This is a genomic window from Alcanivorax xiamenensis (assembly GCF_009846745.1).
GTDB classification, from domain to species: Bacteria; Pseudomonadota; Gammaproteobacteria; order Pseudomonadales; family Alcanivoracaceae; genus Alloalcanivorax; species Alloalcanivorax xiamenensis.
In genome coordinates this window covers 1-15,210 of record NZ_AQPF01000045.1, presented here as the reverse complement: position 1 = coordinate 15,210, position 15,210 = coordinate 1, and the positions used below count along the sequence as shown (strand labels likewise).

Annotated in this window: 15 protein-coding genes; 9 read left to right on the top strand and 6 right to left on the bottom strand. The window is 60.6% G+C overall.

Annotation, left to right across the window (positions count from 1 at the left end; translation table 11 throughout):
* Positions 1-53: 53 nt before the first annotated feature.
* The 3 genes from A6D6_RS18155 to A6D6_RS18145 all read right to left on the bottom strand — a co-directional run bounded on the left by A6D6_RS18155 (position 54) and on the right by A6D6_RS18145 (position 4,143).
* A complete protein-coding gene (locus A6D6_RS18155) occupies positions 54-1,250 on the bottom strand; it encodes a TAXI family TRAP transporter solute-binding subunit (RefSeq protein WP_159661487.1) in 1,197 nt (398 codons plus the stop codon).
* 457 nt (positions 1,251-1,707) lie between these two features.
* Entirely contained in the window at positions 1,708-2,907 is a 1,200-nt protein-coding gene (locus A6D6_RS18150) for a TAXI family TRAP transporter solute-binding subunit (RefSeq protein WP_159661486.1), read from the bottom strand.
* Between the two features lie 150 nt (positions 2,908-3,057).
* On the bottom strand, positions 3,058-4,143 hold the full coding sequence (locus A6D6_RS18145; RefSeq protein WP_159661485.1) for a phosphotransferase family protein: 1,086 nt from the start codon (positions 4,141-4,143) through the stop codon (positions 3,058-3,060).
* A gap of 328 nt (positions 4,144-4,471) precedes the next feature.
* Here A6D6_RS18145 and A6D6_RS18140 point away from each other — a divergent pair, with 328 nt between their 5' ends.
* The 5 genes from A6D6_RS18140 to A6D6_RS18120 all read left to right on the top strand — a co-directional run bounded on the left by A6D6_RS18140 (position 4,472) and on the right by A6D6_RS18120 (position 10,255).
* A complete protein-coding gene (locus A6D6_RS18140; RefSeq protein WP_159661484.1) occupies positions 4,472-6,295 on the top strand; it encodes a class I adenylate-forming enzyme family protein in 1,824 nt (607 codons plus the stop codon).
* A gap of 1 nt (position 6,296) precedes the next feature.
* The gene (locus tag A6D6_RS18135) at positions 6,297-7,073 is read left to right on the top strand and encodes an enoyl-CoA hydratase-related protein (protein WP_159661483.1); all 777 of its coding nucleotides are present in this window, start codon (positions 6,297-6,299) and stop codon (positions 7,071-7,073) included.
* Between the two features lie 150 nt (positions 7,074-7,223).
* Positions 7,224-8,474, top strand: coding sequence for an acyl-CoA dehydrogenase family protein (locus tag A6D6_RS18130; protein ID WP_201303839.1), 1,251 nt, complete (start codon positions 7,224-7,226; stop codon positions 8,472-8,474).
* 4 nt (positions 8,475-8,478) lie between these two features.
* Positions 8,479-9,258, top strand: coding sequence for an SDR family NAD(P)-dependent oxidoreductase (locus A6D6_RS18125; RefSeq protein ID WP_133493194.1), 780 nt, complete (start codon positions 8,479-8,481; stop codon positions 9,256-9,258).
* A gap of 226 nt (positions 9,259-9,484) precedes the next feature.
* Positions 9,485-10,255, top strand: a complete 771-nt coding sequence (locus A6D6_RS18120; RefSeq protein ID WP_133493195.1) for an SDR family NAD(P)-dependent oxidoreductase — start codon at positions 9,485-9,487, stop codon at positions 10,253-10,255.
* 146 nt (positions 10,256-10,401) lie between these two features.
* Here A6D6_RS18120 and A6D6_RS22065 read toward each other — a convergent pair whose 3' ends face one another.
* Positions 10,402-10,533: a hypothetical protein gene (locus tag A6D6_RS22065; RefSeq protein ID WP_255433187.1), complete on the bottom strand. Its 132-nt coding sequence runs from the start codon at positions 10,531-10,533 to the stop codon at positions 10,402-10,404.
* Between the two features lie 104 nt (positions 10,534-10,637).
* Here A6D6_RS22065 and A6D6_RS18115 point away from each other — a divergent pair, with 104 nt between their 5' ends.
* The 4 genes from A6D6_RS18115 (at position 10,638) to A6D6_RS18100 (ending at position 13,669) form a co-directional block, all read left to right on the top strand.
* Complete coding sequence (locus tag A6D6_RS18115; protein ID WP_159661482.1) at positions 10,638-10,913, top strand: HvfA family oxazolone/thioamide-modified RiPP metallophore; 276 nt, start codon at positions 10,638-10,640, stop codon at positions 10,911-10,913.
* A 15-nt stretch (positions 10,914-10,928) separates the two neighbouring features.
* Positions 10,929-11,792: an HvfB family MNIO-type RiPP peptide maturase gene (locus tag A6D6_RS18110; RefSeq protein ID WP_159661481.1), complete on the top strand. Its 864-nt coding sequence runs from the start codon at positions 10,929-10,931 to the stop codon at positions 11,790-11,792.
* Positions 11,789-12,547, top strand: coding sequence for an HvfC family RiPP maturation protein (locus tag A6D6_RS18105; protein ID WP_133493198.1), 759 nt, complete (start codon positions 11,789-11,791; stop codon positions 12,545-12,547). The genes A6D6_RS18110 and A6D6_RS18105 overlap by 4 nt, the downstream gene beginning before the upstream one ends.
* Positions 12,548-12,658: 111 nt before the next feature.
* The gene (locus tag A6D6_RS18100) at positions 12,659-13,669 is read left to right on the top strand and encodes an MlaA family lipoprotein (protein WP_236564158.1); all 1,011 of its coding nucleotides are present in this window, start codon (positions 12,659-12,661) and stop codon (positions 13,667-13,669) included.
* Positions 13,670-13,679: 10 nt separating this feature from the next.
* On the opposite strand, the gene A6D6_RS18095 is transcribed toward A6D6_RS18100, so the two are convergent.
* Together A6D6_RS18095 and A6D6_RS18090 are read right to left on the bottom strand one after the other, a co-directional pair.
* On the bottom strand, positions 13,680-14,120 hold the full coding sequence (locus A6D6_RS18095; protein WP_159661480.1) for a tellurite resistance TerB family protein: 441 nt from the start codon (positions 14,118-14,120) through the stop codon (positions 13,680-13,682).
* Positions 14,117-15,073: a transaldolase family protein gene (locus A6D6_RS18090; RefSeq protein ID WP_159661479.1), complete on the bottom strand. Its 957-nt coding sequence runs from the start codon at positions 15,071-15,073 to the stop codon at positions 14,117-14,119. The genes A6D6_RS18095 and A6D6_RS18090 overlap by 4 nt, the downstream gene beginning before the upstream one ends.
* Positions 15,074-15,210: the final 137 nt, after the last annotated feature.

The following is a 15,210-nucleotide window of genomic DNA, read 5'->3' as shown; positions in this document are numbered from 1 at the left end:
AAGGGTAGGGGAGTGGTACCGGCCGCGTGGTGCGAGCCGGTACCGTCGTGGTGTTACAGGCGGGACTTGAAGCCTTCGAGGTCCTGTGTATGTTTATCGAGGATGTCCAGGAACGCCTGATTCTGGAATTCGATTTTCACACCGGCTTTGCGAGCTTCGTCCATGGCGGCCTGGCGGGCTTGCAGCCATTGATCCATGCGCTCCTCCGCGGCCTTGTTCCAGGTATCATCCTGTTCCGTCCAGGCGCCGATTTCACGCAGGTATTTCACTGTGCCGGGGTGAACCGGCAGGGGGCTGCGGTCCAGGTAGGCGCGGAATTGCTGAAGGGACATGCGCGCGGCCATGGGATGGGAACCCTTATAGCCGTCGTAGGATTCATGGAACCACTTGGCCATGTGGTAGGCGAAGTCTTCATCCGCGTCCGCCGGCACTGAGTAGACGAAGTTGGACGTCGCGCCGTCCACGCCACGGGCGGTGGAGACACCCAGTTCAATTTCGGTGGGGATCAACATCGGCCGGTGATTCAGATAGCCATCCCAGCCGGCCTTGTTGTCACGGGATAGCGGCAACCAGCGGATGCCGCCGGGGGCCCCCTCCATTTCCGACAGCACTGAACTGACGGGCGCGCAGTAGGCCACATCGGCTTTGCCTTCCACCACGGAGCGGCAGTTTTCCGCATAACTGCTGGCGGGAATATAGGTGAGCGTTTTTTCCGCTTCAGCTTCGGAGAGTCCGATGAACGCCGGCAGAGCGCCGGTGACGGCGGCAATCATGGGCGGCGAAAACATACCTTTGGCGACACGATAGCCGCCTTTCTTGAGATCCTCGAGGGATTGTAAGTCGGAGTCACCGGAGACTACATAGCCCCAGGGGGTATCGTTGTGATGCCAGAGTACCCGTTGCGCGACCGGCTTGGTGGACGCATAGCCGCCGATCCCTTCAATCTGGAAGCGCATTTCGGCGGCGGAGACGGAGCTGATCGCAACATCACGGCGGTCGGTCAGGCGCCGATAGCGCATTGATTCATTGTCCTCGGGGACCACCCGGGCAACGGAGCCCACCTCTTTTTGCAGTACCGGTGTCCAACCATTGGTTGAGGCAAAGCTGGCGGAACCGGTACCGGGCGTTGCCACCACCAACAGTCTTGGCCATTCGAAATTGGTGTCGTCGGCTAAGGTGGCGGAAGATGCCAGCAGTGCCGCAGCGGACAGGGCAGGGACGATAACCCCGCTCAGGGTTCGAAGTTTCATGAGTGACTCCTTATTGTTCTCTAATGGTTCACACGTTTCCGAATGAAAATTTTTCGATTATCCGGCGCTTGGTCAGCCTCTTGTCCGATTTGCTCTCCCGAGGTACAGCCGATTTTATATGTCAGGGGCCTGCTGCTTTGGGGCCTTGGTTCGCGAGGCCTTCATTCGCCCCCTGACGATTGTCAGGTTAAACTGCCGCTAATCCATATTTCAAGTTATAAAATGGCTGTTTTTCCAAGATTTCTTAAAGAACTTTCGAATAAAGGTCATGCAGTTTGACCCTTGTTGGGTTTTAACGGGCTTGCAAAAAAGGGGGCGGATCAGGGAAACCGTGACGCGATATTCCGTCGCGCCCTGGGAAAAGTGAGCGGGGTATTTGTTTTGCCGGAGAATTCCGGAATGGCGAAAATGCTGACGGTACCGGCTCAGGGGCCGGCCGGTACCGGAATACTGCGGGCTATAGACGGGATTTGAAGCCCTCGAGGTTCCGCGTGTGCTGATTCAGGATGTCGAGGAAGGCCTGGTTCTGGAAATCCATTTTTACGCCGGCCTTGGCGGCTTCCGTCATTGCCGTCTGTCGAGCCTGTACCCATTGATCCATCTTGTTTTTCGCCTGTTCATTCCAGGCGTCATCCTGTTCGCTCCAGGCACCGATTTCGCGCAAATATTTGACGGTGCCCTCGTGAACCGGCAACGGAGAGCGGTCGAGGTACAGGCGGAACTGTTCCAAGGACATCCTCGCTGCCAATGGATGAGTCCCTTTATAGGTGTCGTAGGACTGATGGAACCACTTGGCCATCTGATAGGCGAATTCCTCATCGGTATCCGCGGGCACCGCGTAGACAAAGTTGGAGGTGGAACCCTCCACACCGCGAGCACTGGAAACGCCCATTTCCATTTTTGAGGGGGTCACCATTGGCCTGTGCTTCAGATACTGGGCCCAGCCTTCCTGATTGTCCTGGTTCATCGGCAGCCAGCGGATACCGCCGGGGGCGCCTTCCATTTCCGAGAGTACGGAACTGACCGGGGAGCAATAGGCAACGTCCGCTTTGCCCTCAACCACGGAACGGCAGTTTTCCGCATAGCTGCTAACGGGAACGTAGCTTAGAGCCTTTTTCGCGTCGGCGTCTGACAGACCGATGAAAGCGGGTAGCGCATCCGCGACCGCGGTCACCATGGCGGGAGCGAAAACCCCTTTGGCGACACGGTAGCCTCCCTTTTTCAGGTCTTCCAGGGATTGCAGTTTGGAATCTCCGGAAGTGACAAAACCCCAGGGAGTGTCATTGCCATGCCATAACACGCGCTGGGCGGCGGGTCTGGTGGCGGCATAACCATCGATGCCCTCGATCTGAAAGCGCATGTCCGCTGAAGAAACGGAACTGATGGTGATATCACGCCGTTCGGTAAGACGGCGATAACGCATGGAATCGTTGTCTTCGGGGACTACCCGCACCACCGAGCCGACCTGTTTTTGCAGAACCGGAGCCCAACCGTTGGTAAAGGCAAAGCTTGAAGAAGAGGTGCCCGCCGCGCCGATTACCAATAAACGGGGCCATTCGAAGTCGGCGTTGTCCTGTGCGGCACTGACGGTGCCGGATGCCAACATGGTGATGGACAGAACGGGGACCAGCACGCTGCTCCTGGTGCATAGCTTCATGGGACACTCCTTTATTTTTTAATAATCGGTATCTTGATGATCTGGTGTTGTTCGATGGCCGGATGATGGGCCGGGGTGCTCCGTATACGGCCGCCCGCGTGCGGATGAGTGGCACGTGGGCGGTTCCGGTACGACCCGGGAGCTGCCGTATCAGCCCAGTGAACGGGCGATTTCGGCGCCTACTTCCGCTACCCGCCGGGCACGGGCGCCATCACGTTCCGGGTCGGCGCTGGCACTGCTGGCGTTCCCCTGGGCGGCGCGCGCGGCCACCCCCTGGATGATGGCGGCGCTGCGGAAGAAGGAAAACGCCATGTAGATCGGCCACTCGGGAATGCCATCGCGCCCGGTACGTTCACAGTAGCGTTCCAGCATCTGTTGTTCCGGTGGCAGTCCCGCTTGCAGCAAGTCCTTGGTGTTGGGCAGGTCCGTCGGCAGGTGGTAGGGCATGCAGAGATAGGACAGGTCCGCCAGTGGATGACCAAGGGTGGAGAGTTCCCAATCGAGTACGGCGATGATCCGGGGCTCGGTAGGGTGCAGGATGGTATTGCCAAGGCGGAAGTCACCATGAACGATGGTGGTTTCGTCCTTCACGCTGGTATCGGTGTGTTCCAGGAGCCAGTCACGCAACCAGTCCATTTGTGAGTAATCGAAATCCGCCGGCAAGGCGGACTTGGCACCTTCGTATTGTGTTGCCCAGCGGCTGGTCTGGCGCTTCAAATAACCTTCCGGCCGGCCGAAACGTTCCAGACCCACCGCCTGCCAGTCCACGCCGTGCAGCTGTGCCAGCGTGTCGATCAGCGCGAAGGCGGTGGCCGGGCGCTGATCTCGTGGAATCGGGTCCATTGACGGCGGAGGCACGATCCGGCCTTCGATGAATTCCATGACAAAAAATTCGGCGCCGATCACGCTGGCGTCTTCGCAGTAGGCCAGCATACGGGGTACCGGCACGCCGGTGTCCGCCAGCGCGTGCATGACGGCGTGTTCGCGATCCACGGCGTGGGCTTTGGGCAGCAGTTTGCCCGGCGGTTTCTTGCGCAGCACATAACGCTTGCCGCTGGCGGTGCTGATCAAATAAGTGGGATTGGACATGCCGCCTTGGAATTGCTCCACGGTAAGCCCGTCAACGGCTTCCGGCAGGGCGGCTCGCAACCAGTTGGCCAGCGCATCGGCATCGATGCGGTGGGCGGGCAAAGGCGAGACCAGTTGCGGTCCCGTGGTGGTGGCGTTGTTATTCATATCCATGTCTCTCAGATAAAAGCCATCTGCTCGAATTGGCTTCATTCGTATCGGCCTCGCCCGGCCCCGGGGGGAGGCATGATCAGGCTGGTGGCGCCCTGAAATCGGCTTGGTGCGCCGCCGAATAAGCCCTTGAACAGCTCTCAAATTAGTTATGGCTGACGTTTGTCAGGATGAAAATACTAGGAACCAGCGGCGCCCGGGTCAATGTGTTTGAACGAATCTTCGGCTCCGGCTTGACATCACCTTCCGATCCGCCGTAGCGTTTGCCTGACAAACGTCAGCCCGCGCAGTGGCGTGAGACGTTGACGGGCCGGGAGAACAAGAAATGTCAGAATGGGACAACAAGCAGATCGCCGCCCAGGGCGCGTCGGTGGCCGATGATCCGGCATCGGCGCTGACCCTGGAGCAGGCGGTGGCCCACATTACCGCCACGGATCCCCGTTTCGCCGTGACCGAAACAGACATTCGGGGACAACGGTATCCGGTTTTCGCCAACGCGCCGGCGCATTTACGTGAAGTGCTGCAATCGGTGGAATCGGTTTACGGTGAGCGTGATGTGCTGATTTATCGTGACGAGCGCTGGGATTACCCGCGTCTGGTCGACGAAGTCAATCGCCTCGCCGGGGCACTTGCCGATTTGGGTGTCCAGCCCGGCGAGCGGGTGGCTCTGGCGATGCGCAACTATCCGGAATTTCCGCTGTTGCTACTGGCGATTACCGCGATTGGCGCGGTGGTGGTGCCGATGAACGCCTGGTGGTCCGGTGAAGAATTGGCGTTCGCGCTGGAGGACTGCGGTGCGAGGATGGTGTTCGCCGACCACGATCGCTATCAACGTATCGAACCGTTCGCGCAACGTCTGGGGCTGACGCTGTTCGCGGTTCGTGATGTGAAAGGCGAACACAACTATTCGGATTTGCTGGCAGGGGCGACGCGGGCGTCCTGGCCGACAGTGCCGATCGCCACCGATGACGACTTCGCGGTGCTGTACTCGTCGGGTTCCACCGGTCGTCCCAAGGGCGTGGTGCTGACCCATCGGGGGCTGGTCTCGGCGGTCTATTCGCTGATCATGTTGCGGTTGCTGCCGGCGCTGATGGATCCGGACGCGCCGGCCTCGACGCGACCTCCCTGTTCGTTGGTGGTGACGCCTCTGTTTCATGTCACGGCGCTGAATTCGAATCTGATCCAGGGGCTCGCCGCCGGCGCCACTCTGAATTTGATGTACAAGTGGGATCCCGAAGAGGCAATCCGCGTTATCAACGCCGAACAGGTAACCCGTTTTGTCGGCGTTCCGACCCAGTCCGCGGAGCTGATGGAAACCGCCCGCCGGCTGAAGCAGCCGTTGCCGTCGCTGGAGTTCATCGGCGGTGGCGGTGCCAAACGCCCGGCTGCCCAGGTGGGACGGCTGGCCGATGCCTTTCCCGCCGCCAGCATCGCTTCCGGTTGGGGCATGACCGAGACCAACGCGCTCGGCATCATTATTTCCGGCGCCCCCTATGTGGAAAACCCGGAAGCGGCCGGCCGCCTGACGCCGCCGTTGCAAGAGATGCGTATTGTCGATGAGCAGGACCGCCCGTTGCCGCCGGGCGAGGTGGGGGAGTTGCTGGTACGCAGCGCCGCCAACATGCGCTGCTATCTGAACCAGCCGGAAGCCACCGCCGCGGCGATGCGGGACGGCTGGCTGTATACCGGTGACATGGCCCGGGCGAATGAGGACGGGCTGGTTTATATCGTCGATCGCAAAAAGGACATCATTATTCGTGGTGGCGAGAACATCGCCTGCCTGGAGGTGGAGGACGCTTTGTATCAGCACCCGGAGGTCGTGGAAGCCTGCGCCTTCTCGGTCCCGGATGAGCGTCTGGGTGAGATCGTCGGCGCCATGGTGGTACTCAAGAGTGGAAGCGGGGTGGGTGAAGCGGAATTGAAAGCCTGTGTCGCTGAACACCTTGCCCACTTCAAGGTGCCCGAGCGGTTCTGGTGGCAGGACGGTCCTCTCGCCCGTGGCGCCACCGACAAGATCGACCGGCGCGCGATTCGCGCCGCCTGTCTGGCCAGGCTGGATCCGGGTAAGCCGGACACTGGCAACGTCGCCGATACCGACAAGCCTGATACCAACAAAAATACGGCGGCAAGCGCCGCGCAAGGAAACTGATATGGGTTATGAATTCGTTAAAACCGAACGCCGGGGTCCGATTCTGATCGTCACCATGAACCGGCCGGAAGTGTACAACGCGGTACACGCGCCCATGCACAATGAGATGTCCCGGGTGTGGGATGACTTTGCCGCCGACGATGATCTGTGGGTGGCGGTGCTCACCGGTGCCGGCGAGAAGGCGTTCTCCGCCGGTAACGATCTCAAGTACACCGCCCAGGGGGGCAAGGGCACGCCACCGCCCACCGGGTTCGCCGGCCTGTCAACACGCTTTGATCTGGAAAAGCCGCTGATTGCCGCGGTGAACGGGTTTGCCATGGGCGGAGGATTCGAAACCGCCTTGTGTTGTGACATTCTGCTGGCCGCCGACACCGCCCGCTTTGCTTTGCCGGAGGTCAAGGTCGGCTTGTTCGCCGCCGCCGGCGGCGTGCAGCGCCTGAGTCGACAGATCGGCCGCAAGCAGGCGGTGGAGATGATGCTGTCCGGCCGTCAGGCGAGCGCCGTCGAGGGCAAGGCGCTGGGCTTCGTCAATGCGGTCTATCCGCAAAACGAGCTGATGGACGCGGCCCTGGCGAAGGCCGAGGAAATTTGTGCCGTATCGCCGTCATCGGTGAAGGCGACCAAGCGGGTTCTCAATCATCTGGATGAACTGGAACGTCTGCGGGAAAGTCTGGCGTACAGCCGCGAGGTGATCGAGGACTTACGTCATACCGAGGACTTCAAGGAAGGCGTCAACGCCTTCGTGGAAAAGCGCCCACCACAGTGGAAGAACCGCTGAGAGCCTGTTTGCGCGCTATTCGCCACCGCGTTGCTGCTGGAACCCCGCCAGGCGGCGTCGCGGACTGCAGGCTCTGGTGGGGCAAAGGCAAAGGCCGGCGCGGCGGTGAATAGATCGTAAACAGTCTCTCTTACATCGAGGAGTAAAACCATGGGTAACGATACCAATCTGAACAATCTCGCCATGTCCGAAGAGGCGCAGCCGCTGCTGGACGCGGTGAAACAACATATTCGTGAGAATGTTGATCCAATCACCGAGGAATACCACCGTCTGGGTGAAGGTCGCGCCGAGCGCTTCAGTTATGCGCCGGGCCAGTTGGAACTGTTGGAGCAAGCCAAAAGCAAAGCCAAGGCCAATGGCCTGTGGAACTTTTTCCTGCCCAACGCGGAAACCGGGGAAGGCCTGTCCAACCTTGATTACGCTTACATTGCTTTCGAGCTGGGCAAGAACCCGCTGGCGTCACAGACCCTGAACTGTTCCGCGCCGGATACCGGCAACATGGAAGTGCTCGAGCGTGTTGGTACTCCGGAACAGAAAGAGAAGTGGCTCAAGCCGCTGCTCAACGGCGAGATTCGCTCCTGTTTCGGCATGACTGAACCGAAAGTGGCGTCTTCCGATGCCCGCAACATCGAAACCAGCGCGGTACTGGACGGCGACGAGTGGGTCATCAACGGCGAGAAGTACTACATTTCCGGCGCCGGCGATCCGCGCTGCAAGATCATGATCTGTATGGTCAAAACCAGCCCCGACGCGCCCACGTTCCGTCAGCAGTCTCAGATTCTGGTGCCCATGGACACCCCCGGGGTGAACATCATCGGTCCGATGTGCGTGTTCGGTCACGACCACGCCCCCCATGGCCACATGCATATCAAGCTGGAGAACGTACGGGTACCCAAGGAGAACATCCTGTGGGGCGAGGGCCGTGGTTTTGAGATTTCCCAGGTCCGTCTCGGCCCGGGCCGGATTCACCACTGCATGCGTTCCATTGGCTCGGCGGAGAAGGCCCTGGACCTGATGATGGAACGCGGTCTCAACCGCGAAGCCTTCGGCAAGAAGATCATCGACCTGGGCAAGAACATGGAAACCATTTCCCGCGCCCGCATTGAAATCGAAGCGATGCGCATGATGGTCCTCAAAGCAGCCAAGGCGATGGACGTGATGGGGAATAAGGAAGCGCGGATCTGGGTTTCCATGGCGAAAGCGATGGTGCCGGAGAAGTGCTGCCAGATCATCGATCAGGCCATGCAGATCCACGGTGCCACAGGTATCAGCCAATGGTCTCCGCTGTCTGAAATGTACATGCAGCAGCGTACCCTGCGTTTCGCCGATGGCCCGGATGAAGTGCATCACAACGTCATCGCCCGTAACGAGGTTACCCGCTACAACCAATCCGGGGGCTGATGCCATGGTCGATACCTCACTCTTCGACCTGAGCGGCAAGGTGGCGCTGATGACCGGCGCCTCCAAGGGCATGGGCAAGGCGATGGCGCAGGCCCTCGCCGCCCACGGCGCCACCGTGGTGATCTCCGCGCGCAAGCAGGAGACCCTCGACCAGGCCGCCGCTGATATCAATCAGGCGGTGGGCACGGAACGGGTGCATGCGGTGGCGGCCAATGCCGGCCGCAAGGAAGAACTGGAAGCGCTGGTGGAAAAAACCCACCAGCTTGCCGGGCCGGTGGACATTCTGGTCGGCAATGCCGGGGTCAATATTTTCTACGGCAAGATTTCCGAGATTCCCGACGACGCCTACGAAAAGACTATGAAAACCAACGTACAGGCCAATCTCTGGCTGGCGCGCCTGGTGGTTCCGGACATGATCGAGAAGGGCAACGGTTCGATGATGTTTACCGCCAGTGTCGGTGCCTACAAACCTTCCGATACGCTGGGTTTGTACGGCACGTCCAAATTGGCGCTGATCGGTCTGGTTCGTAATCTGGCGTTGGAATATGGCCCCCAAGGCATCCGTGCCAACGCCATTTGTCCGGGACTGGTACGCACTGATTTCGCCAAGGCACTGTGGGACAACCCGGAAGCGGAAGCCCGCGCCAATTCGCAGATTCCTCTGCGTCGCTTGGGGGAGCCGGAGGATTTCAGTGGTCTGTCGGTGTTCCTTGCCTCGGATGCCAGCCGGTATATGACCGGGCAGGCGCTGACCGTCTGTGGCGGTACGCATATGTGGGCCTGAAATACGCCTGACGCCTGACGCCTGACGCTAAAGTCAAAACCCGGGGCTGCGGGCATTGCGGAAATAAAAAATTGCCGGGAGCAATTTTTAACGTTGCTGTGCGACGGCCCGAAGGGTGACCGCCATGGACGGCGGTCATAAATAAGCGCTTTTAGTGCTTGCAGGGGTGTTGGGGTGGGTTTCGCATTATCGGCGTCCGGCGTCTTAACAGAAACAGGAGAAATTCATGGATATTAAAGACCGGATAGTCGTGGTCACCGGCGCCGCCGGTGGTATCGGCCGCGCGCTGGCGCAGTGTTTCGCCGAGGCCGGCGCCAAGCGTGTGGTCTGCGCCGACCTGGATGGCGAAGGCGCCCAGGCCACCGCCGACACCATCGGCGGCATCGGCCGGCGGGTCAATGTGGCCGAGGAAAGTGAGATCCAGGCGTTGATCGAAGAGGTGGAAGCCAGCGAAGGGCCGATCGATCTGTTTTGCTCAAACGCGGGCATCTCCACCCGTGGCGGGCCGGAAGTGAGCAACGACGTGTGGCAGAGAATCTGGGATATCAATGTCATGGCCCATGTCTATGCGGCACGGCACCTGGTGCCGAGGATGACCGCCCGTGGCGGCGGCTATTTGCTCAACACGGCTTCCGCCGCCGGGCTATTGTCCCAGGTTGGGTCCGCTCCCTACGCGGTGACCAAACACGCCGCGGTGGGGCTGGCCGAGTGGCTGGCGCTGACCTATGGCGATGACGGCATCAAGGTATCGGTACTGTGTCCGCAGGCGGTGCGCACCGCCATGACCAAGGGCAAGGAAGATGGCGTCGCCAGTATCAACGGCATGATGGAGCCGGAACCGGTGGCCCAGGCTTGCCTGAAAGCGATCCAGGAGGAAACTTTCCTGGTTCTGCCGCACCCTGAAGTATTGGAATACATGCGCAACAAGACCGCGGACTACGACCGCTGGATCGGTGGTATGCGCAAGCTGAACCGGCGTTATAGTAATCCGGTTTAAAGACCGCTGACACACAGACACGCCACCACCTCATGGCTTGTCTTGCTGGTTTGGGCCTGGAGAGATCAATTCGCGTTGCATTCGCTGCCAAGGCAGCTTCCCACGACTCCGTAGCGCTCTCCGTGGGAAGCTGCCTTGGCAGCGAATCAATGTGCCTTTTTGTGACCACCGTCCATGGCGGTCACCCTATGGGCCGTCGCCAAGGCGACGTCAAAAATCGCTCCCGGCGATTTTTTGTGACCACCGCTCGCTCCCAGCGGTTTATCGAGGTCCTTCATGTAACGTTTACTCCCGGCGTGCATCACTATAGTGTCGAAACCATGAACCGGACCCTCCGGTCCGGCGGGGTTTCGCATTAACCGAGCGAATCAGGAGACGAAACATGGCTAAATTGAGCAAACTCAATCCTCTGGCGGCCACCGTGGGCGCGGCCTTCGTTGCTTCCGCGATGTCCTTGCCGGTCACCGCGCAGGCGGTCGAAAACCCGTTTGCAACTTCCGATCTGGGTGGTGGCTATCAACTGGCCGACAATCATGGCGACAAGAATGCGGAAGGCCGCTGTGGTGGCGATAAAAAGGCGGAAGGCAGCTGCGGAGAGAAAGAGGAGAAGGGCGCCGAAGGGAAATGCGGCGAAGGGAAATGCGGCGGCGCCGCCTGATCCCGGAGTCCGACGATGACATCCCGAGCCGCGGTCGATGGAACCGGCCTGGGATTGCGGCGGGCCCTGATGGGCCCGCTTTCGCAGTGCCAGGAAGTGCCGTTCCAGTTCATGGAAGTGGCGCCGGAGAACTGGATCCCCATGGGCGGTCGCCTGGGCCGGGAATTCCGTCGTTTCACTGAACGCTTCCCGTTCGTTTGCCACGGTCTGAGCCTGTCCCTGGGTGGCCCCCATCCGCTGGATTTTGAGTTGCTGGCCGCGGTCAAACGGTTTCTCGATGAACATCAAATCCGCTGTTATACCGAACATTTGAGCTACTGCAGCGACGGTGGTCATCTTTATGATCTGATGCCGATGCCGTTTACCGGTGAGGCGGTGCGTTACGTCGCCGATCGTATCCGGCGGGTGCAGGACTTCCTTGAACGCCCGATTGGTATTGAGCACGTCAGTTATTACACGCCACCCGGCGGTCCCGCGGAAATGACCGAGCTGGCGTTCATTCGCGCGGTGCTCGAGGAGGCCGACTGCGGTCTGTTGCTGGACGTCAATAACGCCTATGTAAACGGCATTAACCATGGTTACGACCCCCATGGTTTCATCGACGGTCTGCCCGGTGAGCGGATCTGCTATGTGCATATCGCCGGTCACTACGACGAGGCCGAGGATCTCAAGGTGGATACCCATGGCAGTGCCGTGATCGAGCCGGTGTGGGCCTTGCTGGACCACGCTTATCAACGCTTCGGGGTGCTGCCGACGTTGTTGGAGCGGGATTTCAATTTCCCTGACAACCAGACCCTGTTCGCGGAGTTGGCTCGCATTGGCGAAACTCAGCGGCAAGTGGAAAGCCGGGCCCGGAAACCGGACAGGAGTTGTGGATGAGCGGACCGGACCTGGTTACCGTGCAACAGCGTTTCGCCGCCCATCTGCGCGATCCGGACCAACATGCCGCTCCGGAAGGTCTGGAGGAGCGTCGTCTGGCGATATACCGGGATCTCTTTTTCAATAATGTGCATGGCATCCTGAGCCAGGGCTTCCCGGTCCTGCACGGCGTTTTACCGGAAGTCCGCTGGCGGGCTCTGGTGCGCGCCTTTTTTCACTCTCACCGCAGCAATTCCCCTTATTTTCTGGAAATTCCCGGAGAGTTCGTTGCTTTCCTGACCACGAAGTATCAACCGGATCCCGAGGATCCGCCTTATCTGGCGGAGCTGGCTCATTACGAGTGGATGGAGGTGGTGCTGGATAGCGCCACCGAGGAGATCCCTGAACGGGGTTATGATCCCGGCGGCGATTTGCTCGCCGGGGTGCCGGTGCTCAATCCTCTGCATGTGCTGCAAGGCTACCGCTTCCCTGTCCACCGGATCGGTCTGGACTATCGTCCTGAGCAGCCCCTGCCGGAACCGGTGTGGTTGCTTATTCACCGGGGGCGTGATGATCGGGTCCACTTCACCGAATTGAACCCCGCTACCGCCCGCATGCTGCAATTGATGGCGGCCTGCCCCGAAGAGCGAGGCGAAGCTGTGTTGACAATACTGGCGGAAGAGTTGAACTTTGCCGACCAGAGTGCGTTGCGGGGTTTCGCCGTTGAGTTGCTGGAGCAGCTGCGCGGCAAGGACGTGATTCTGGGCGCACGCTGAATTGCGCTCCCGTCCGGTATGGCTCTCCGGCGAAGGAAGCTGTGATCGGAGCCTGGGAGTGATAGCACGGACGTGCCTATAATGCGCTCACCAACGAACAGAGGATTGCTTGTGCGTAAATGGATTCTGCTGGCTTTCGCTGGCCTGGTGGTTGGGTGTGCGCAGACGCCCCGGGATACCAGTGAAACTCAGGCGCCGTCGGTGCCGCCGGAAGCGGTGAGTGCCGCCGACGCTGAACGCGGTAATGTGGAAGGCGCGGTGGAAAGCGCCGTTGATGACGCTCCGGCTGCCTTGTCCGCCCAGTCCGCCGCCGCTGATGGCGGAGACGATTGGGGGGAAAGCGCCCCGGCCGTGGATGATGGTTGGGGCGACGGTGGCGATGACTGGGCCGCCTCCGGTTCCGGTGACCTGGATGATCCCTTTGCCGGCCCTGCCATGGACTGGGAGGAGATCGATCCCTGGGAGGGCTTCAACCGCAAAATGTTCGGCTTCAACGAGTTCGTGGATCGCTACGCGCTGAAGCCGGCGGCCAAGGGCTATCGATTCATTACTCCGCAATGGCTGGACGATACCTTCACACGTTTTTTCGCCAACCTGCAGGATTTTCGCAGCGGCTTGAATAACGTGCTCCAGTGGCGCTGGGGACAGGCGCGGGACAATTTCGGCCGCTTCTCGGTGAATACCACGCTCGGATTGGCCGGCCTGTTTGACGTGGCGTCGGAACTGGACATTCCGAAACATAAGACCGACCTGGGTCTGACGCTGGCGCGCTGGGGCGTTGACTCCGGTCCTTATCTGGTATTGCCGCTGTTTGGCCCGTCCACCGTTCGGGACGCCGCCACTATCTGGCCGGAAGACTATATGCGGCTGTCTCACTATTTGCTTGAGGACACCACCGATCGTCTCATCTTCAGCGCGGTGTACGCGGTGGATCTGCGGGCCGATCTGCTTGATCTGGAGCGCAACATCATCGGCGACCGTTACACCTTCCTGCGTAATTTCTACATCACTCAGCGCATGAAGGGGGAAGGACTGAGCCGGGTGCCGGGACCGGCACCGAAAGCCGAAGGACAAACGGCGCCGTCAGAGGAGCAGGGGGCGGAGTCGGAACCGCAATGGTGATCCGCGAGGGTCACTGTTCGCCGGTGGCGGCGAGTTTGGCTCGAATATAATCGCCGTGAGAAACGTAGAGCAGGTCCGCCACCCGGCGGATCAGGTGCTCTTCGTGCACGTCCGCTTTACCATCGGCGGCGGCCACGGCCCACATGTCCTCGATCAGACGGGCCCGGGGTTCCGGCCCCCAATGCTCGCGCAACGGGCTGGTGAACTCATACAGATCGGTGGCGCCTTCCACCCTCTCATGCAGCTCGGCGACAATCTCTTCCAGTTCGTCGCTGTCCAATTGCCAGCGCTGGCGCACCGCCTTGAACAGACTTTGTTTTTCACGCTCGTCAATCTGGCCGTCAGTGCGTGCCACTTCCAGCAGCAGGGCGGCGGCGGCCCGGTGTAAATCCAGCTCCGTTACCGGTTCCCGGGTGGTGTGGGGTTCGAACAGGCGGGCAATCCAGTTCACGCGGCACGTTCCTCCTCGCTTAGCAAAGTTTCCAGCGCGACCTGATCCGCGGCGAAGCGGCGGATGCCGTCGGTGAGCAGGTCGTTGGCCATGGGGTCCTGATTCAGCGCCCAGCGAAAATCCGCCTCGTTGATCGGTGTCCAGTCTTCGTCCGGTTCCACGTCGGCGGCGTCCAGAGCCTGGGTCAACGGGTTCTCGTCGGCGGCCAGGGTTTCCAGCAGGGCCGGGCTGATGGTGAGACGGTCACAGCCGGCCAGGGCGCGGATTTGATCGGCGTTGCGGAAGCTGGCGCCCATGACGATGGTTTCCAGCCCGCGTGCCTTGAGGGTACGGAAAATACCGCATACCGACTGTACGCCGGGATCGTCGTCGATGTGCTGGATGTCGAGGCCGCGTTTGACGTGCCAGTCCTGGATCCGGCCAACGAACGGGGAGATCAGCGTGGTGCCGGCCTCGGCGGCGGCCAGGGCCTGGGCCAGAGAGAACACCAGGGTCAGGTTGCAGCGAGTCCCTTCCTCTTCGAGGATACGGGCGGCCTCGATGCCCTCCCAGGTGGCGGCGATTTTGATCAGGATGCGATCCGGGTCCACATCCAGTTCCCGGTACAGCGCCATCAGCCGCCGCGCCCGCTCCACCGTGGCGCGGGTGTCAAAGGACAGGCGGGCGTCGACCTCGGTGGAAACCAGCCCTGGAACGTGCTCCAGCACCGCTTGCCCGGCGAGGCAGGCGTAGGCGTCACTGCACCAGGTCAGGTCGTGGCCGCGGCCCATTTCCGTGGCCAAGCTCCGGGCCTGGGTGAGAAGGGACTGATAGCGGCTGTCCCGCGCCGCCGCCAGCAGTAAAGAGGGATTGGTGGTGGCGTCACAGGGGGCGAGGGCGGCGATCATCTCCATATCGCCGGTGTCCGCCACCACGGTGGTCCACTGCTCCAGTTGCTGCCGCTGATTCGCCATGATCCGTCCCGTTAACCAAAAACAAGTGAGTGAGGCTTAGAGCATAAGAATCCGGGAAGGTTCTTACCAGTAGGAAAACGGCCAGACGCCGGACGCCTGACGCTAGAGTCAAAACCCGGGGCTGCGGGCGTTGCGGA